The 18,674-nt window shown below is 66.4% G+C and carries 14 protein-coding genes and 2 pseudogenes; 5 read left to right on the forward strand and 11 right to left on the reverse strand.

Annotated features, from left to right (window positions below; genetic code table 11):
* Positions 1–310: 310 nt before the first annotated feature.
* Entirely contained in the window at positions 311–691 is a 381-nt protein-coding gene (locus tag A5791_RS15755; protein ID WP_082966954.1) for a hypothetical protein, read from the reverse strand.
* A gap of 167 nt (positions 692–858) precedes the next feature.
* Here A5791_RS15755 and rbpA point away from each other — a divergent pair, with 167 nt between their 5' ends.
* The gene (gene rbpA, locus A5791_RS15760) at positions 859–1,194 is read left to right on the forward strand and encodes an RNA polymerase-binding protein RbpA (protein WP_067238490.1); all 336 of its coding nucleotides are present in this window, start codon (positions 859–861) and stop codon (positions 1,192–1,194) included.
* On the opposite strand, the pseudogene A5791_RS27745 reads toward rbpA, so the two are convergent.
* The 4 genes and pseudogenes from A5791_RS27745 to A5791_RS15785 all read right to left on the reverse strand — a co-directional run.
* Positions 1,185–2,049 (reverse strand): annotated as a pseudogene (locus A5791_RS27745) (polyprenol monophosphomannose synthase); the annotation flags it as partial. The gene rbpA and the pseudogene A5791_RS27745 overlap by 10 nt on opposite strands.
* A 98-nt stretch (positions 2,050–2,147) precedes the next feature.
* Positions 2,148–4,067, reverse strand: a pseudogene (lnt, locus tag A5791_RS27750) (apolipoprotein N-acyltransferase); the annotation flags it as partial.
* On the reverse strand, positions 4,060–5,664 hold the full coding sequence (locus A5791_RS15780) for an amidohydrolase (RefSeq protein ID WP_067238501.1): 1,605 nt from the start codon (positions 5,662–5,664) through the stop codon (positions 4,060–4,062). The gene A5791_RS15780 and the pseudogene lnt, both read right to left, overlap by 8 nt.
* A 10-nt stretch (positions 5,665–5,674) precedes the next feature.
* Positions 5,675–6,196 carry an FxsA family protein gene (locus tag A5791_RS15785; RefSeq protein WP_067238504.1) on the reverse strand — a complete coding sequence of 174 codons (522 nt, stop codon included), beginning with the start codon at positions 6,194–6,196 and terminating at the stop codon, positions 5,675–5,677.
* Between the two features lie 73 nt (positions 6,197–6,269).
* Here A5791_RS15785 and A5791_RS15790 point away from each other — a divergent pair, with 73 nt between their 5' ends.
* The gene (locus A5791_RS15790; protein WP_067238508.1) at positions 6,270–6,986 is read left to right on the forward strand and encodes a dienelactone hydrolase family protein; all 717 of its coding nucleotides are present in this window, start codon (positions 6,270–6,272) and stop codon (positions 6,984–6,986) included.
* Between the two features lie 36 nt (positions 6,987–7,022).
* On the opposite strand, the gene A5791_RS15795 is transcribed toward A5791_RS15790, so the two are convergent.
* From A5791_RS15795 to cobN, 4 genes are all read right to left on the reverse strand, one after another.
* Entirely contained in the window at positions 7,023–7,736 is a 714-nt protein-coding gene (locus A5791_RS15795) for a TIGR02206 family membrane protein (RefSeq protein ID WP_067238512.1), read from the reverse strand.
* A gap of 4 nt (positions 7,737–7,740) precedes the next feature.
* Positions 7,741–8,616, reverse strand: a complete 876-nt coding sequence (locus A5791_RS15800; protein WP_067238516.1) for a type 1 glutamine amidotransferase domain-containing protein — start codon at positions 8,614–8,616, stop codon at positions 7,741–7,743.
* A gap of 5 nt (positions 8,617–8,621) precedes the next feature.
* Entirely contained in the window at positions 8,622–9,008 is a 387-nt protein-coding gene (locus A5791_RS15805; protein ID WP_067238520.1) for a PPOX class F420-dependent oxidoreductase, read from the reverse strand.
* A gap of 91 nt (positions 9,009–9,099) precedes the next feature.
* Entirely contained in the window at positions 9,100–12,672 is a 3,573-nt protein-coding gene (gene cobN, locus A5791_RS15810) for a cobaltochelatase subunit CobN (RefSeq protein ID WP_067238523.1), read from the reverse strand.
* A gap of 39 nt (positions 12,673–12,711) precedes the next feature.
* On the opposite strand from cobN, the gene A5791_RS15815 reads away from it, so the two are divergent.
* The gene (locus A5791_RS15815; RefSeq protein ID WP_067238526.1) at positions 12,712–13,551 is read left to right on the forward strand and encodes an SDR family oxidoreductase; all 840 of its coding nucleotides are present in this window, start codon (positions 12,712–12,714) and stop codon (positions 13,549–13,551) included.
* 127 nt (positions 13,552–13,678) lie between these two features.
* Here A5791_RS15815 and A5791_RS15820 read toward each other — a convergent pair whose 3' ends face one another.
* Both A5791_RS15820 and A5791_RS15825 read right to left on the reverse strand, forming a co-directional pair.
* Complete coding sequence (locus tag A5791_RS15820) at positions 13,679–15,136, reverse strand: NAD(P)/FAD-dependent oxidoreductase (protein WP_067238684.1); 1,458 nt, start codon at positions 15,134–15,136, stop codon at positions 13,679–13,681.
* Positions 15,137–15,194: 58 nt separating this feature from the next.
* A complete protein-coding gene (locus tag A5791_RS15825; protein ID WP_197504700.1) occupies positions 15,195–15,863 on the reverse strand; it encodes an alpha/beta hydrolase in 669 nt (222 codons plus the stop codon).
* Between the two features lie 162 nt (positions 15,864–16,025).
* Here A5791_RS15825 and A5791_RS15830 point away from each other — a divergent pair, with 162 nt between their 5' ends.
* Entirely contained in the window at positions 16,026–17,537 is a 1,512-nt protein-coding gene (locus A5791_RS15830; RefSeq protein WP_067238530.1) for an HNH endonuclease signature motif containing protein, read from the forward strand.
* 45 nt (positions 17,538–17,582) lie between these two features.
* Positions 17,583–18,674 (forward strand): precorrin-3B synthase, encoded by a 1,092-nt coding sequence (gene cobG, locus A5791_RS15835; protein WP_067238533.1) that lies wholly within the window; start codon positions 17,583–17,585, stop codon positions 18,672–18,674.

Raw genomic sequence — 18,674 nt, forward strand, 5'->3', positions numbered from 1 at the left:
CCGCACGCGAGTCAAAGTTTTGCCGCACGACGGACCACACGGACCACAAGGACCCCGAAGGATGTTGTCGTGCTGCTCGCCGACCCAAGAATCTCGCTGGTGAGTATGGCCAACTCCGGCGCGATTTCAAAACGTCCGATACTCCCAGTTGCTACGCGAAGGACTCGACCGGCTCACACGGCGAGGTGTGCGGTTCCCGTCCGGCGACTGCTGCACCGGACCCGCCGCCCATGCCGCGACTGTACCGGGGAACCCGTCGGCCATGGTCAGTCGCATGTCGGGCGCGTCTCTACGGGTCGGCCGACCCGAGTCAGACGCCGACCCGGCGCCAGCCGTCGGCGGCCCTCGCAGCTTTGACCAGGGCATCGCACAATTCGCGCAATTCGGTCGCCCCGGCTCCCTCGTCGAGCGCGGTCGCAACATCCTCCGCCGCGCATCGCACCTGGTAAACGCGGTCTGAGAGGTCAGCCGCGTCCTCTGCCGACAGCACCACCGCGTCAGCGGGCAGCGCCAGCGAGCCGCCAGTCCCACCGCGGCTGATCAGGGCCCGCTGCTCATAGGCCCGCTGCCGGCAGGACTGACGGCAGTACTGGCGGCGCCGGCCCATCCCGGTATCGGTCACGTCCCTGCCACACCAGCGGCACGGTTGCGGCCTGGCGCGACGCTTGGCAAGGGTCACGCCAGCCGACATTAGTCCGGCACGGGCCCGGATCCCGGTATCATTGGCGTTCGCGAATGATCGCGTCGCACGTGCCCGGCGCCCTCCCGGGAACTGCGCCGCCCGTCGCAACGTTTGCCAAGCGAAGAGAATCGCCACTACCCGAGCCCAAGAGCTCAGGACCAAAAGGAGTAACGCCGATGGCAGATCGCGTCCTGAGGGGCAGTCGCCTCGGAGCCGTGAGCTATGAGACTGACCGCAACCATGACCTGGCGCCGCGTCAGATAGCCCGATACCGCACCGATAACGGCGAGGAGTTCGAGGTTCCATTCGCCGACGACGCCGACATCCCGGGCACCTGGCTGTGCCGCAACGGCATGGAAGGCACTTTGATCGAGGGTGACCTGCCCGAGCCGAAGAAGGTCAAGCCTCCGCGCACGCACTGGGACATGCTGCTGGAACGCCGCACGGTCGAAGAACTCGAAGAGCTGCTCAAAGAGCGCCTCGAACTGATCAGGTCGCGCCGGCGCGGCTGACGCTGGGTAGTTGCGCCCGGCCGACGGGTTAACGGGTCTGGGCGCGCGCTGCCCGTGCGCGGTTGAGTCTGCCCTCGACGCCCCACCGCGTGACTTTGAAAAGCGCCTCGCGGATATTGGATCCGCTCATTTTGGACACGCCGAACTCGCGCTCGGTGAAGGTGATCGGCACTTCGACGACGAGGAATCCGTTGTTCACGGTGCGCCAGGTCATCTCGATCTGAAAGCAATAGCCCTTGGAGTCGACGGTGTCCAGGTCGATAGCCTCCAGCACCTCGCGGCGGTATGCCCGGTAGCCCGCGGTGATGTCGTGCACACCGATTCCGAGCGCCACGCGCGAATAGGTGTTGGCGGTCTTGGACAAGGCCAGCCGCCGCCAGGGCCAGTTACGCACCGTCCCTCCGTCGACATAGCGCGAACCGATGGCCAGGTCGGCTCCGGTGTCGACGGCGTCCAGCAGCCGGTGCAGCTGTTCGGGCGCATGGCTGCCGTCGGCGTCCATCTCGACCAGCACCGAGTACTCACGACTCATCCCCCAGGCGAATCCCTCGAGGTACGCCGCACCCAGGCCGTTCTTGACTGTGCGGTGCATGACGTGGGTGCGGCCGGGCTCAGCCTGCGCCAGCTCGTCGGCGAGCTGTCCGGTCCCGTCGGGGCTGTTGTCGTCAACGATGAGCAGGTGCACGTCGGGGCATGCGTCCCTGAGCCGCCGATGGATCAGCGGCAGGTTCTCCCGCTCGTTGAACGTGGGGATGATCACCAGGACGCGCTGGCTCGGACGATTGCCCGGCTGGCCGGTGGTCATGAGGCTCCTTTGTGTCGCTGTGTATGACGCGGCGGTCCGCCGCTTGTGTGGTGCGGAGTGTAATCACCGGCCCCAGGGGGCGCAGCGTCCGTGAGGTCCGGGATGTCCGCGTTGGGCGCATCTTCTTCGTCCGCCGCGGCAGCCTGCGGCGACGGACCTGAGTCCTCGGACTCGCCCGGGCGGGCATCGGAGTCGTCAGACTCGCCTGAGGACCGCAACCTGAGACGAATCGGACGCGGGAACCACCCATTGTGCCGTATTGCGACCAGAACGACTGCTCCGGCCACCCCGACCAGGATCCACTGCAAGATGGGAGCCCACCGGGTCGCCGGAGTCAGCGTGGTCTTCAGGCGTACCTGATTGTCCAGGTAGGCCGGCTGAAAAAAATCTGTCCGCGCCAATTCGCGGCCGTCGGGGGCGATGAGTGCGCTGATCCCGGTAGTGCCCGCGACCATCACGTATCGGTCATGCTCCACGGCCCTGACCTTGGCGAAGGCCAGCTGTTGTTCGCTCATCGTCTGGTTGAAGGTGGCGTTGTTGCTGGGCACGGCCAGCAGCTGGGCGCCGTTGCGGACCGCCTTTCGCGGCTCGCGGTCGAAGATCACTTCCCAGCAGGTGGCGACCCCGACCGGCACACCGCCGATCTGCACGACATCGGTGCTGGTGCGCGGCACAAAATGGCCGGCCCGGTTGGCATAACCGGAAAGATGCCGGAAGAGCCACGGCATGGGCAGATATTCGCCGAATGGCTGCACGATTTCTTTGTCATGACGGTCGGCCGGTCCGGTCATCGGATTCCAGACGATCACCGTGTTGGTGAACTCGGGGGCTTCTTGCGGACGGTCTGGAACGTCGAGCACGGTGCCTACGAGAATCGGCGCACCGATCACCCTGGCCGCCTCCGAGATCTGCTGTCCGGCATCGGGGTTGAGCAGCGGGTCGACGTCGGACGAGTCCTCCGGCCAGATCACGAATTGCGGCTGCGGCGCGGCGCCCCTACGCACGTCCTCCGCCAGCCGCAGCGTCTCCTGGACGTGGTTGTCCAGTACGGCGCGGCGCTGTGCGTTGAAGTCGAGGCCGAGCCGCGGCACGTTGCCCTGGACGACAGCGACGGTGACGGTGGGTTCATCGCCGGATGCGTTACCCGAACGCCGCACGCCCCCCACCGGCCGCCCGCGGTGCTGATGCCGGGAATCTGTATCTGCCTGGTGCTGCTGGCTGCCATGTTCGTCTGGCCGGGTAGCTGGCCACCGGATTTGAACCACAGCACGATTTCCAGCGCGATCGCGGCGAGGCTGCATCCGACCAGCACGATCGCCGTTGAGAGCAACGGCACGCCACCGGCCTGGACCAACGGCAACAACGGACCGCTGGCTTGGCCGTAGGCAACCGATCCCCACGGAAAGCCGCCGAACGGAAATGTCGATTTCAACCACTCCTGCGCCGCCCACAACACGGCAAACCACAACGGCCAGCCGGGCAACCTGCGTACCACGACAGCGAACAAGCCGAACAGGGCTGGAAACAGCGCCGAAACCGTTGCCAACGCAAGCCAGGGCACGGCACCCACCAGCAGGCTTATCCACGGCAGCAGCGGCACATAGAAGGTCAGCCCGAACAGGAATCCGTAGCCCGCCCCACCTACCAGCGTCGTCTCGGGCCGGGTAAGCACCCAGGAAAGCAGCGCGAAGGCGACGACGGCGGCCCACCACCAGTTCGTGGTCGGAAAGCTGGTGAACAGCAACGCCCCGGCTGTGATGGTGACCACCAGCCGCGGCACCCGCGGTACCAGCGCGGCCTGCACGGCCGGCCCCAGCGCTGCTGCCGCGGCGCGGACTCGATCTGCAGGGGTTCGGCGGGGATGCGCATCCTCGTCGACGTGGTTCTCGTCAGGCGCCGGCGCCTCTGGAGCATCAGCGTTGGCCGGGCCGCTGTGCTCGATGGGTTCGGGGTCAGCCCCGTCGGTCGCCACGCCGACGTCCGCAGTGGCTATGACCGCTTCATCTTTATCCGGGGGGACAGCCTGGTCGCGCTCGACAGGGCGTTTCCGCCGGACGTGCTTAGCCATGGATGACAACGCCCCGATGCACTGTTCGGCGGCAACGCGGCAGCGCGTCCGTCGGGCCCAGCCGCGGCAAGGCGGGCACCCGGGAACGCGGATCGGTGGACCAACGCTGGACGGCATCGTGCGGCGCGGTCACGTCAAGGGCCCCGGCATCCCACACGGCATACGAGGCCGTCGCGCCAGGGACCAGCGTTCCGGTCTTGCCGTCCCGAACCCCGCAGGCCCGCCAGCCGCCCCGGGTGGCGGCCGCGAACGCCGCCCGCGCCGAAATCGCACTGCCCGGCGTGCGGTGATTGACCGCCGCGCGCACGCTTTCCCACGGGTCGATCCCCGTCACCGGGGCGTCGGAACCGAGTGCGAGGGGCACGCCTTGGGATGCTAACAGCGCTAACGGGTTGAGTTCGCTGCCTCGATCGGTGCCGAGGCGACGGGCGTACATGCCGTCACCACCGCCCCACAGGGCGTCGAAATTGGGCTGCACGCTGGCAATGACACCCCACGCGCCAAGCTTTGCGGCCTGGTCCGCATCAACCATCTCCAGATGCTCCAGACGGTGTCCGCAGCGGGCGACGGCCGCCACGCCGAGGTCCGCCACGACGCGTTCGAAAGCGGCGACCGCCGCCGAGACCGCGGCATCGCCGATGACGTGGAAACCCGCGGTCACTTCCGCCTCGGTGCAGGCGCGCAGGTGCGCTTCAACGGCGTCCGGCTCGAGGCGGCAGGTGCCTGTGCAGTTCGGCGCGTCCGTGTAGGGCTCGTGCAGCCATGCGGTTCGCGAACCGAGCGCACCGTCGATGAACAGATCGCCTGCCAGCCCGCGGGCCCCGGTCTGCGCCAATAGTTCATGCGCCTGCGCGGGCGTGGTCACCGCCTCTCCCCAGTAGCCGATCACCTCCACGCCGTGGTCGTGGGCGAGCAACTGCAACCAGTCGTCGAGCCCAGCGATCTCCGGGCCGGCGCATTCGTGCACCGCGACGATGCCCGCTGCGGCGACGGCTTGCAGTGCTGCGCTTCTGGCCTCGGACTGCTGCTCGGCCGTCAGCAGGTCCCGGGCGACGGCTCGGGCCAGGTGGTGGGCATCTTCGACGAGCGGCTGGTCGGCGTCATAACCGGCTGTCGCGGCCAACCCGTGGACTCGGTTGCGCAACGCGCTTGATGCCAGCGCGGAGTGCACGTCGATGCGGGTCAGGTAGGCGGGCCGGTCACCCAGGACGGCGTCCAAATCGGCGGTGCTCGGTGGGGCGTTCTCGGGCCACGCCGATTCATCCCAGCCATGTCCCCAGACCGGCTGACGCGGGTGCGCTGCCGCGTGCTCGGCGATCAGCTGGACGCAATGCGCGCGCGACCTCGCCGGCCGCAGATCCAGCCCGCTGATGGTCAGGCCGGTGGCGCTCAGGTGGATATGGCTGTCGACGAAGGCCGGCGCCACAAAACCGCCGCCGAGATCCTCGATGTCGGCATCCGGGAATTGGCGACGGCCGACGTCATCGCTGCCCAGCCACGCCACGACCGCGCCGCGCACCGCCATTGCGGTGGCGTCGGGATGGCTCGGGCTGTGCACCCGGCCGTTGACCAGCAGCTTGGTGGAAATGTCGGTCACACCGGCAAAACTACGGGGCGTGCTGGTGGGGCGCGGCCCGGACCTGCGCCGGCGGTAGCACCGCCGGCTCGACGTCCCTGACGTCGACAACCTCGCCGTCGATGTAGTCGCGGTGGTCAGTGGCGCCGGAGGCGTCATCGAACATCCGGACGTCGGTGATCAATGGGATGCGGCGCTGGACTCCGCGCAGCGCAATCGCGGCCAGCGCGGGCCGGGCGAGGGTCCTGATCGGCGGCGCCAGCAAAAGGATTCCCAGGGCGGTGGTGACCAGTCCGGGCACCAGAATCAGGACCGTCGCCAGGCTGACCATCGCTCCGTCGCTCAGGGCGCTGCCTGGTTCCTTCACCCCGGATCGCAGCTGCACGACCTGGGCGCCGAGCTGCCACCCGGCCATCGGAACCCACACCACGACGCCCAGAACGGCGGTGACGAGAAGCGCCAGCAAGGTCCAGCCCCACCCGACCGTCGCCGACAGCGCGAGTATGGCCGCCAGCTCGACGACGACGTAGATAAGCAACAAACCCCGGACCATACGACGCCAACGTCTGCGGGCCGAGCCCAAGTTCCCCTGGTGACGCGCGTCGCTGCTGCAGTTAGATGACGGTATGACGACGATTGAGATCGATACCCCCGACGGATTGATCGACGGGTTGCTGAGTCTTCCCCCGGGTAAAGGCCCTTGGCCGGGTGTGGTGGTGATCCACGACGCGATCGGCTACGGGCCGGACAAAGAGTCGATCAACGACCACGTCGCCCGCGGCGGTTATGTGGCGCTCACTCCGAATCTGTTCGCGCGCGGTGGCCGCGGACGCTGCGTCACGCGGGTCATGCGCGAACTGATGACGAAGCGGGGTCGTGCGCTCGACGACGTCCTTGCCGCACGCGATCACCTACTGGGCATGCCGGAATGCACCGGGCGGGTTGGTATCGCGGGGTTCTGCATGGGCGGCGGCTTCGCGCTGGTGATGTCGCCTCAAGGGTTCGGTGCTTCCGCACCGTTCTACGGCACACCGCTGCCGCGCAACCTCAGCGAGACGCTGGACGGGGCCTGCCCGATTGTGGCGAGCTTCGGCGGCCGTGACCCGCTCGGTTTAGGGGCAGCCAACAAACTGCGCAAGGTTACGCAGGCCAAGAACATCACCGCCGATATCAAGAGCTACCCCAAGGCCGGGCATAGCTTCGCCAACCAGCTCCCGGCCCAGCCACTGCTGCGCATCACCGGGTTCGGCTACAACCGGGACGCGGCAGAAGACGCGTGGAGCCGCGTCTTCGCGTTCTTCGGCGAGCACCTGGGAGCCGGGGGCGGCGACGTGGTCCGGTGAACGGCTTGTTGGCCGGCGTCGCTGCTCATAGCGGCGTCAGACTGACTGTGGCCGCCCCTTGTCGTGTCGCCGTGTCCGCTCCCAAGGCCAGGTCATCAGGGCCCACACGATGAGGAGAAGGGTGGCTGCGGTAAGCACATACACCGGCCACGGGCCCATAATGTCCAGCAGGCTCGCGGTGGCGGGTTTTTCATTGAGGAAGCCGTAATTGGTTCCGGCGACGCTGTTGAACGTGAACGTGGTCGCTGCCCACACCGCCGTGACTACGACCGCGACGCGGTAACTGCGCCATCCGGGCCGCATCCCTCGACCCCAGGTGAGGTAGATCGCGGCCCACACGACAAGCAGGTGAATCGCCCAGAAACCAAGAAACTGGTAATTGGGAAAATCCGGGCTCTTCAGAACCGGCGAGATCAACGCCTGGCTGCTCAGCACCAGCCCCCAGTAGTAGGTGAGCGCGAAAGCCCAGTGCCGCTGCGACCACAGTGCGTAGGCGGCAGCGACGGTCGCCAGATCGGTCAGACGGAGCGGCACCGACCGGTCGATGGCAGGCGGGATCAGCGAGTAGATCAGCACTGCAGCGTATATCGCGGCGGTGAGCCCGCCCAGGACGCGGCCAAAGACGCGAGCTTGCGATGCGCTCTGCCGACGCCCAATCCAGACCAGGAACACCGCGCCGATCACGAACAGCGTGATCACGGTCCAATACGACGGGCCGTATGCCGAAAACTCCCTTTGGGTGGAAACCACTGTCTCAACTCTGCGCTGACTTCACCTGCTGCAGCTTTCGCGACAGGACCGTCGCGAAGGTGTGCGTATCTCCCGGCCAGCGTGCGGACACGTAGTTGCCGTCGTCGACGACGAATGCCGGCCGTGAGTCTCTCGAAGTGTCGCGCACAATGCCGGAGGACTTGAGTCGCCAGCCGGATGATCCGCGCTCGACGTCGCAGAAATCGGTGGGGTTGCGCAGCGCGCGGGTGACTTCGGCCTGCACGGACATGTAGCCGTCCGGCTGGCCGGGCTCCTCGGTGTAGGTGCGGTAGTAGTCGCGGTCCCAGAACCGGGTGATGCGGGTGAGCCGCCAAGCGGTGCGTTCCAGCGCCCAGGTCAACGCCGTGGTCTTGTGTCCGTAGAGCACCGAGCGTCCCGTGGCGGGATCCACACTGCGAGCCAGTAGCAGCACCCCGTGGCAAATCGCGCCGATGACCATTCCGCGGGCAAAGGCGTCCACGACGAGCCGGTGCAGTATGTCGCTGTCGATATAGGCGCGCATTCCGCGGGCGCGGTGGCCGCCGGCGAGCAGCAAGGCGTCGACGTCATCGAGCGTGGCTTGTTGCCAGCTGACTGGATGGCGAAACTCCGCTGATGCCAACATCTCCCGGTACGCACGGCGGCCGTCCTTGTTCGCCCGTAGCGCCAGCCCCAGCACCGGGATGGCCCCCACTACCGGTAGCGGAGACCAGATGTCCAAACCCCGACCGCTCACCATGATGTCGTCGGCCACGCCGGGTGTACCGCTTTGGGTGGCAAAGATCACCCGATGGCCGCTGCGGGTAAGAACGCGCCAACTGACCGCGACCTCGGTCGGGTCGAAATCGCGGTCTGGGATGGGGACGAGAACGGTACTCATCGGCCCTAAGGCTGGGCGACTCTGAGTTCAAGGCCCACATTGTTTTCCATGCCGCCGCGCACCTTGCTGAACAAGTTGAAGACCTTGCCCACGATGCCGTACCGCTTGCCGATGGCGTCGTAGACGGCGGCGTTGTGCGACTTGTCGAGGATGGTCGCAGTGCCTTCGACGGCTTCGCTTTTCGGACGACCACGTATATCGCAGACCGCCATCGTGACTCGCGGGGTGTTGCGGATTCGCTTGACCTTCCACGACTTTGCCTCGGTGATGACGAGCAGGCGATCCCCGTCGGCCGCCGCCCAGATCGGAACCGGCTTCGGTCGGCCGTCCTTGGTGAAGGTGGTCAGCAGGATGTATTGCGCCTTGGCCAGGTCGGCGAAAGTTGGTGTCACGGATGCCAACCTACCGCGCAGTTACCCGCGAGCAGACGCAGAATCGCACGGAAGACGCTCTCGGAATGCGATTCTGCGTCTGCTCGCGGTACTAGGCCTCGAGGTCCCCTTCGGTTTCCAGCAGCGCCTGGCGGAGCCCGTCGAGGGTGTCCGCTTGAGGTTCGGCCCACATGCCGCGGCCGGCCGCCTCCAGCAGCCGTTCGGCCATGCCGTGCAGCGCCCACGGGTTGGACTCGGCCATGAACTTCCGGTTCTCCGGATCCAGCACGTATCGCTCGGTCAGCTGTTCGTACATCCAGTCGGCCATCACCCCGGCCGTCGCGTCGTAGCCGAACAGGTAGTCGACCGTGGCCGCCATCTCGAAAGCACCCTTGTAGCCATGGCGCCGCATCGCGGCCATCCAGCGGGGATTGACGACACGGGCTCTGAACACCCGGGTGGTCTCCTCGGACAGGGTGCGGGTGCGGATCGCGTCGGGTCTGGTGTTGTCGCCGATGTAGGCGGCGGGTGCTTGGCCGGTCAGCGCTCGGACCGTGGCGACCATGCCGCCGTGGTATTGGAAGTAGTCGTCGGAGTCGGCGATGTCGTGCTCGCGGGTGTCGGTGTTCTTGGCGGCCACCGCGATCCGGCGGTACTGGCGATTCATGTCATCGACGGCTTCGCGACCGTCCAGGCCCCGGCCATAGGCAAATCCGCCCCACGCCGTGTACACCTGGGCGAGATCGGCATCGTCACGCCAGTTCCGGCTGTCGATCAGCTGCAGCAGACCGGCGCCATAGGTACCCGGCTTGGAACCGAAAATCCTTGTCGTGGCGCGGCGTTGGTCGCCGTGCTGACCAAGGTCGACCTGGGCATGGGCGCGGATGTAGTTGTCTTCGGCGGGTTCGTCGAGGTCGGCGACCAGCCGCACCGCGTCGTCGAGCATCGTTACGACATGCGGGAAGGCATCGCGGAAGAATCCCGAGATCCGCACTGTGACATCGATGCGCGGGCGCCCTAGCTCGGTCAGCGGAATCGGTGTCAGGCCGACGACCCGTCGTGAAGCATCGTCCCAGACCGGCCGAACGCCCAGCAGCGCAAGCACTTCGGCGATGTCATCGCCCGCGGTGCGCATCGCCGAGGTGCCCCACACCGAAAGCCCGACCGACTGCGGCCACTGTCCCTGATCGCTGCGGTAGCGGGTCAAAAGCGAATCCGCCAGTGCCGCACCGGCTTCCCAGGCCAGCCGGGACGGCACCGCTTTGGGGTCGACGGAGTAGAAGTTGCGTCCGGTGGGCAAGACATTGATCAGGCCCCGCAGCGGCGATCCCGATGGTCCCGCAGAAATGAACCGGCCATCCAAAGCCCTCAGGATCTGCTCGATTTCGGCACCGGTGCCGGCGAGCCTGGGTACCACTTCAGTGGCCGCGAACCGCAGCACCGCGGCAACGTCCGGGTTGTCGGTGAGCCGGTCGGCAGCGGCGGGATCCCAGCCGCTGGCCTGCAGCGCGGCGACCAGTGACCGGGCCGCGGCCTCTGCTTCGTCCACCGAGGACCGTTCGTCGGTGCCGTCCTCGGCCAGACCCAGTGCTTGCCGCAATCCCGGGAGAGCCAGTTCGCCGCCGAACAGCTGACGGGCGCGCAGCATGGCCAGCACCAGGTCGAGTTCATCCTCACCCGTAGGCGTTTGGCCGAGGATGTGCAGGCCGTCGCGGATCTGGACGTCCTTGATCTCGCACAGCCAGCCATCGACATGCAGGATCATCTCGTCGAACGAGTCCTCTTCCGGCCGCTCGGTCAGTCCGAGGTCGTGATCCATCTTGGCCGCCCGGATCAGCGTCCAGATCTGCTGGCGGATGGCCGGCAATTTGCCGGGGTCCAGCGCGGCGACATTGGCATGCTCGTCGAGCAGTTGTTCCAATCTGGCTATATCGCCGTATGTTTCGGCCCGGGCCATGGGCGGAATGAGGTGATCGATGAGCACCGCGTGTGCTCGTCGTTTAGCCTGTGTGCCTTCACCAGGGTCGTTGACCAGGAAGGGGTAGATCAGTGGCAGGTTGCCCAGCGCGGCGTCGGGGGCGCAGGCGGCCGACATGCCGAGCGTCTTTCCGGGTAGCCATTCCAGGTTGCCGTGCTTGCCAAGATGAAGCACGGCGTGAGCCCCGAAACCCGCGTCCAGCCAATGATAGGCGGCCAGATAGTGGTGGCTGGGCGGTAAATCGGGGTCGTGGTAGACGGCAACGGGATTTTCGCCGAAACCACGCGGTGGCTGCACCATCAACACTAGATTGCCGGCTTGCATTGCGGCGATGACGATTTCGCCGTCGGGATCGTTGCTGCGGTCGACGAACAACTCCCCCGGCGGGGGACCCCAGTGTGCTGTCACCGTATCGGTGAGCTCGGCGGGCAGCGTGGCGAACCACTCGCGATAGTCGTTGGCGGACACCCGGATCGGGTTGCCGGCCAGTTGCCCTTCGGTGAGCCAGTCCGGGTCCTGTCCCCCGCGTTCGATCAGCGCATGGATCAGTGCATCGCCGTCGCAGGCATCCACACCGGGCAGATCGCCCACCTGATATCCACGCTCGCGCATCGCCCGCAGGAGCGCGACGGCGCTGGCCGGGGTGTCCAGTCCGACCGCATTGCCGATGCGGGCATGCTTGGTCGGGTAGGCCGAGAACACCAGAGCCACCCGTTTGTCTGCTGGCGCGACGTAGCGCAGGAGTGCGTGCCGCACGGCCAGGCCGGCTACCCGCGCGCAACGCTCCGGGTCGGCGACATAGGAGATCAGCCCGTCGTCGTCGATCTCCTTGAACGAGAACGGAACTGTGATGATGCGACCGTCGAACTCGGGTACGGCGACCTGACTCGCCACGTCGAGCGGACTGAGCCCGTCGTCATTGTGGCGCCACTGATCACGGGGACTGGTCAAGCACAGGCCCTGCAATATCGGAATATCAAGGGCCGCAAGGTGTTCGACGTTCCAACTGTCGTCATCACCGCCGGCCGAAGCGGTCGCCGGCTTCAGGCCACCGGCGGCGAGCACGGTAACCACCATGGCGTCGGCGTCGGCGAGGCGTTGCAGTAGTTCTGGTTCGGCGGTACGCAGCGAGGCGCAGTAGACCGGCAGCGCCCGCCCGCCGGAACCTTCGATTGCCTGACACAGGGCTTCCACATAGGCGGTGTTGCCGGCCAGGTGTTGCGCGCGGTAGTACAGCACGGCGATCGTCGGGCCGGTCTTCGCAGTACCCGGCCGCTCCAGCTCGCCCCAGGTCGGAGTCACTACCGGTGGCGTGAAACCGAAACCGGTCATCAACACTGTGTCCGACAAGAAGGCGTGCAGCTGTCGCAGGTTTTCCACGCCACCGTGGGCCAGGTAGATGTGGGCCTGTACGGCGATGCCGGCCGCGAGGGTGGACAGTCCCGTCAACTCGGCGTCGGCCGCTTGTTCTCCGCTGACCAGCACGGTCGGTACACCGCTCGCGAGCACCATGTCGATACCGCTTTGCCAGGCGCGGTAGCCACCGAGGATCCGCACCACCACGATCGCGGTGCCCGTCAGCAGGTCCGGTAGTTCGTCTTCGGACAGCCGTGACGGGTTGGCCCACCGGTAGTTCTTGCCGCTGGACCGGGCGCTGATCAAGTCGGTGTCGGACGTCGACAACAGCAGGATGGAAGGCTCAGCCACCTACCATTCGTACCGCATCGACGGCTTACGCTATGGGCCATGTCCGTCGCAGGGAAGATCTCGGGGAAAGTAATCGCCATCACCGGGGGTGCTCGGGGGATCGGCCTGGCCACGGCCACGGTTCTGGAAAGTTTGGGCGCAAAGGTCGCCATCGGAGACATCGACGAAGCTGTCGTCAAAGAGTCAGGCGAGCGGTTAGGGCTGAAGGTTTGCCATCGGTTGGACGTGACGGATTGCGAGTCCTATACCGGTTTCCTCGACGTCGTCGAAACCGAACTGGGTCCCCTCGACGTGTTGGTCAACAACGCGGGCATCGCGCCCGCGGGCAGCGCCGTCGATGAGGCCGACGCCGTCACCCACAGGGTGCTTGACGTCAACATCTACGGCGTCATCCTGGGTACCAAACTGGGAGCACAACGCATGTTGCCCCGCGGTCGCGGTCACATCGTCAACATCGGGTCGATCGGTAGTGTGTTGCCGGGCGCAGGCCTGGCCACCTATAGCGCCACAAAGCATGCCGTACTCGGATACACCGACGCCTTCCGACTGGAAAACCATGGACGCGGGGTGCACTTCTCGGTGATCATGCCTACGTTGACCAATACCGAGATGGTAGCTGGTTTCGGACACGCGAGGGGCTTCAAGAATGCCGAACCGGAAGACGTCGCCCGGGCGATAGCCGGTGTGATCGCCAAGCCGAAATCCCGTGTGTTCGTTCCCCGTTCGATCGGCATTGCCCTCACGACTCAACGCCTCATGCCGCAACCAATAGCGGAGGCGATGGGACGAGCGCTGGGCACGGATCGTGTCTGCACCAGCGACCTTCAGCCTGACAAGCGAGCCGCCTATGCGCGACGCATCGGAACGTGGACGTCCTAAGCGCAACCAGCTCCTCCGAGTTGGCTCACTCGCCGAACGTGGGCGGTGCGGATGAAAATCATTGGCAACGCGTGCATATCCCCCACGTTCGGCGGGCACACACTGCCACCTTGCTGCCGGACGTCTCTCAGGCGGTGCGCACTTCGAAATGGTCGAGCTCGGGTTGGCGCAAAAGCTCGCTATGGGTCTCCGGCGTCCACGGGAACAGCTCGGGCAGGCCATCCTTGCCGAGATACCAGCTGTTGCAGCCGGTAACCCAGATCGTCTGCGGCATAGCTGCTTTCATATCTTCGTTGTATTGCTTGGTGGCCGCTTCGGTAGGCGCTGCGGCGACCACATGGCCATCACGGAGCTGCTGGATCCACCACATCACGTAGTTGGCCTGGTCCTCGGCGATTGGAACCAGCGACTGATTACCGATCGGCGAATGCGGGCCCATCATCATGAACAGGTTCGGGAATCCCGGCACCGCGACGGACCGGTAAGCCATAGGACCGTCCTCCCAAACTTCGTCCAGGCTGATCCCACCCTCGCCGATCACGTTTAGCGGACGCACGTAGGCTCGGGCATCAAAGCCGGTGGCGAAGACGAGCAGGTCCAATTCGTGTAGCGTGCCGTCGGCGGTGACGATGCCGCGGGGCTCGATGTGGTCGATCGAGCCGGTGACGATCTCGACGCCGGGCTTTTGCACGGAACGGTAGAAATTCGCGGCCATCACCTGACGCTTGCACATCGGTTGGTAATTGGGGGTTAGCTTCGCCCGCAGTTGCGGATCGCGCACCGACAGCCGCAGGTTCCATCGACACCAGGCCTGGATCTGACGGCGCTGCCAGCCCGGGCGGATCGGCGCGAGGCCGAACCAGTGCCGCATCAAGAACCCCCAGAAGCGGTAGGGCAGACGGTTCAGCCCCGGCCACCGGGACAGCGCCGCCTGAGCCAACTTCGAATAGCGCGGGTTCGGCATCGGGTAGATCCACTGCGCGGTGCGCTGGAAAACCTTAAGCTGGCGCACCTTGCCGCCTAGCTCCGCGGTGATCTGCACGCCTGTCGACCCGGTCCCGATCAAACCGATCCTCTTGTCCGGCAACGAAACCGAGTGGTCCCAGCGCGACGAGTGGAAGGCCGGACCGGCAAACGTGTCCCGTCCGGGAATGTCCGGGTAACGCGGTACCCGCAGCACGCCGGTTGCGGTGACCAGGACGTCGAAGGTCTCCTCGCCGTCGGGGGTGGTGAGCCGCCACCGGCCGTCTTCGTAGCGGGCCGCGGTGACGTCAGTGCCGAACCGGATGTGCTTGCGGATGCCGCGTTCGGCGGCCACTTGCTGGAAGTAGGCCTGGATCTCAGGACCCGGCGGCAGCCAATGCGACCAATTCGGGTTCGGCCGAAACGAATAGGAGTAGTAGCGCGACGGGACGTCGCAGGTGAGTCCTGGATACGTGTTGTCGCGCCAGGTGCCTCCGACGTCGTCGGCCTTCTCGAAGATGGTGAACGAGTCGATGCCGGCGTCCTGCAGCTTGGCTGCCATGCATATGCCCGACATCCCCGCCCCGATGATCGCGATTCGCAGTTGGCGTTGCTGCGTCATGACTTTCACCCGACCTCTCTCGATGTCGTGCACGTTACGCCGATTGGGCGCGCGCGACTCAGAGATCGAGTTTGGCTGTGATCAAAGCGGCGACCTCGCCGGCCACGGCTCGTGCCTGGTCGCTCTGGCCCGGCTCATAGCGATCTGCGACCGGGTCGTAGTCGGCACCGGCGATCGTCCCGTGATCGGCCGCGAGTTCTTCCACGTCCACCGGCCATCCGATCCGTTCGAGAGCGGCGGCGAAGTCTCTGCTGGATGTCGCCGGCACCACGTCGTCGGAGAGACCGTGTACCAGCGTGAAAGGGGAACCGACGCGCTCGGCGGACAGCCCGTCGGTCACCAGCCGTCCGGAAATCGGATCGGGGGCCATGAAGGCGCCGGACAAGCAAACCGTATGGGCAAGTGCGACATCGAAGTCCGCCGCGTCAAGCGTCACACGCGCGGCGGCGACGCCTCCCAACGACCACCCGACGAGCGTGAGACTGTCGCTGGTACGCCTTTGGGTGAACTCGAGCGACCGCAGCAGATCCGCGCGGCCGCCGTCGGCGGCATGGGAGTTCCAGTCCGGCGCCACGACGGCCGCGCCTCGGTCGGCGAGCAAGCCCGCCAGGGGGCGGACGGCGGCGCGGGCATTGGTCTGCATGCCATGCCAGATCAGGATCGTGGGCTGCGTCTGATTGCCGAAAACGTCGGCCAAGCGTCCTGGGGCATACTCCATCGTCTCCACAGGCACGTGGGTGCCCGGGACGGCAGGCGTTCAATCTTGGGGTCGGCCCTTGGTGCTTGGCGCTTGCGAGGCGAGGCGAGGTTTATCCACAGTCGGGGGTTTTTCCACAACCGCAGGCTTCACCCCGCACCGGTGTTCCCCGGCTCGGATAAGATCGAACGTATGTGCGATACCTCGTGGCCTGGCGTTGAGGCGCTGGCAGGCGCCGACGATGCCGCGGTGGTCGCCGCGATCACTTGGTGGACCAGGGCGGAGGCGGCTGCGTCTGCGCGCAGGCTCGAAGCTGTCGCCGAGCTGGTACGTCGGCGCGCTGACGGCCCCACTGACTGCGCCCACTGGTCGTGCGACAACTGGGATGCCATGGCCGCTGAAGTTGGCGCTGCCCAAGGCATCAGCCACCGTATGGCGTCGAGTCAGATGTATCTGGCTGTGGCACTACGGGATCGGCTACCAAAAGTGGCAGCGCTCTTCGCCGAGGGGGCAATCAGCGCCCGGCTGGTGAGCATGATCGTGTGGCACACCGATCTGATCAAGGACGCCGAGACGATGCGGTTGGTCGACAAGACATTGGCCGAGGACGCAGCCCGATTCGGCCCACTATCGGCAACCAAGACCGCGCAGGCTATCGACGCCGTCGTGGATTACTACGACCCTGGTGCGTTGCGGCGCACCCGTGACGCTGCCCGCGGCCGCGAGGTCGTCATCGACCAGACGGATGGCGAGTCGGGGACCGCCGGCCTGTGGGGGCGCTTGTACGCCACCGATGCGGCCATACTCGACAGGCGGCTCACCCAGATGGCCCAAGACGTCTGCGAGCGCGACCCGCGCACCCTCAAGCAGCGCCGCGCCGATGCGTTGGGAGCATTGGCGGCCGGGACCGATCGGCTCGCCTGTGACTGCGGAGACCCCGACTGCGTCGCCGGCCCCGGCCCCGACCAGCGGGCAGAAAGTGTGATGGTCCACGTGATCGCGGAGGCGTCCGCGGTAAGCGCGCAACCCGATCCGCAAATGTCGGGCGAAGCGGCAGCGGAACCCCGTAGTGAGCCCGCACCACCAACAGCGGCGCCCAAGAAGCAACCCACCGCCTTGATCAGCACTGGCGGTGGCATGGTGCCCGCCCCCCTGTTAGCAGAGCTGATCCGCGATGGCGCGCAGCTGAGGCCAATAATCCATCCGGGCAACCGGGTCGAACCGGAGCCGGGCTATCGTCCGTCGGCGGCGCTGGACAGGTTCGTGCGGTGCCGTGACATGAACTGCCGGTTTCCCAATTGCGACCAGCCCGCAGAGTTCTGCGATGTTGACCACACGATCCCCTATCCGCTTGGTCTGACCCACCCGTCGAACCTGAAGTGCCTGTGCCGAAAACATCACTTGCTCAAGACTTTTTGGACCGCCTGGCGTGACGAGCAACGCCCTGACGGCAGGGTGGTCTGGACTTCGCCGAGTGGCCAGACCTACACCACTCACCCCGGTAGCCGGCTGTTCTTTCCGAGTCTGTGCGTGCCCACGGGTGAATTGCTCACTCCCGCAACGGCGAAACCGACCGCACTACGGGGCTTGATGATGCCCACCCGCCGGCGCACCCGACGACAGGACCGCGCGTCACGCATCGATGCCGAACGCGCTCTCAACGCCGCCCACGTCGCCGAACGCAACAAGCCGCCGCCCTTCTAGCTGCGCACCGTGGTCGTCAAATCCACGCACGACGTACCGTGAACCATGCCCCGATCCCGCGACACCGACGCCTGCCCTGGTGCGCTGCAGGTGCACCAGGCCGCCGACGGCGCGTTGGTGCGGATCCGATTGCCGGGCGGCATGGTCACCGCCACGCAACTGGCGACCCTGGCCCGCGTCTCGGGAGAGTTGGCCACGGGCACCATGGAGCTGACCGCCCGGGGCAACCTCCAGCTGCGCGGCATCACCGACGTCACCGCGGCGGCTGACGCGATAGCAGCGGCCGGGCTGCTGCCGTCAGAGACCCATGAGCGGGTCCGCAACATCGTCGCGTCGCCGCTGTCCGGCCGAGTCGGCAGGCGCCCCGACATTCATGAGTGGGTCGGCGAGCTGGATGCGGCACTCTGCGGCGAGCCCAGGCTGGCGGAGCTGGGCGGACGGTTCTGGTTCAGTTTCGACGACGGCCGAGCCGACGTGTCCGGCCTCCGCGCGGACGTCGGTGTCCACGTTTTGCAAGACGGTGTTGCGCTGCTCCTCGCCGGACGGGACACCGGGGTTCGGGTTGACGACGTCGTCGATGCCCTGTTAAGCGTGGCGCTGCGATTCGTCGACATCCGCGGGAACGCTTGGCGGGTAACAGAATTGGCCGACCCTACCGCATTGCTGCCCGCCACCACACTGGGTGCACGGTTTCCAACGGTCACCCGGCCACCGGTCGGCTGGATCCAGCAAAACGACGGGCGCGTCGCACTGGGGGCCGCGGTGCCGTTGGGCGTCCTGTCCACACGCGTCGCCGAGTACCTGGCTGCGATCGACGCCCCGATGGTTATCACACCGTGGCGATCGGTGCTGGTGTGCGACCTCGATGAACCCGTCGCCGACGCCGCACTACGGGTGCTGGCTCCGCTGGGGCTGGTGTTCGACGAGAACTCCCCGTGGCTGAACGTCAGCGCCTGCACCGGCAGCCCCGGTTGCGTCCACTCGGCCGCCGACGTGCGGGCCGACGCGGCGGAATCGCTGGACGCCGCTTACCCGGTGCACCGTCACTTCGTCGGTTGCGAGCGGGCCTGCGGCAGCCCGCAGACAGGTGAGGTCTTGCTGGCCACCGGAACGGGATACCGGCTTCTCAGGTCTTAA

Source organism: Mycobacterium sp. 852002-51163_SCH5372311, assembly GCF_001667115.1.
Taxonomy (GTDB): domain Bacteria; phylum Actinomycetota; class Actinomycetes; order Mycobacteriales; family Mycobacteriaceae; genus Mycobacterium.

Coding starts and splice junctions, on each gene's coding strand:
- A5791_RS15755 (WP_082966954.1), bottom strand. CDS start 691: ATGTCGGCTGGCGTGACCCTTGCCAAGCGTCGCGCCAGGCCGCAACCG.
- rbpA (WP_067238490.1), top strand. CDS start 859: ATGGCAGATCGCGTCCTGAGGGGCAGTCGCCTCGGAGCCGTGAGCTAT.
- A5791_RS15785 (WP_067238504.1), bottom strand. CDS start 6,196: ATGGTCCGGGGTTTGTTGCTTATCTACGTCGTCGTCGAGCTGGCGGCC.
- A5791_RS15790 (WP_067238508.1), top strand. CDS start 6,270: ATGACGACGATTGAGATCGATACCCCCGACGGATTGATCGACGGGTTG.
- A5791_RS15800 (WP_067238516.1), bottom strand. CDS start 8,616: ATGAGTACCGTTCTCGTCCCCATCCCAGACCGCGATTTCGACCCGACC.
- A5791_RS15815 (WP_067238526.1), top strand. CDS start 12,712: ATGTCCGTCGCAGGGAAGATCTCGGGGAAAGTAATCGCCATCACCGGG.
- A5791_RS15820 (WP_067238684.1), bottom strand. CDS start 15,136: ATGACGCAGCAACGCCAACTGCGAATCGCGATCATCGGGGCGGGGATG.
- A5791_RS15830 (WP_067238530.1), top strand. CDS start 16,026: ATGTGCGATACCTCGTGGCCTGGCGTTGAGGCGCTGGCAGGCGCCGAC.
- cobG (WP_067238533.1), top strand. CDS start 17,583: ATGCCCCGATCCCGCGACACCGACGCCTGCCCTGGTGCGCTGCAGGTG.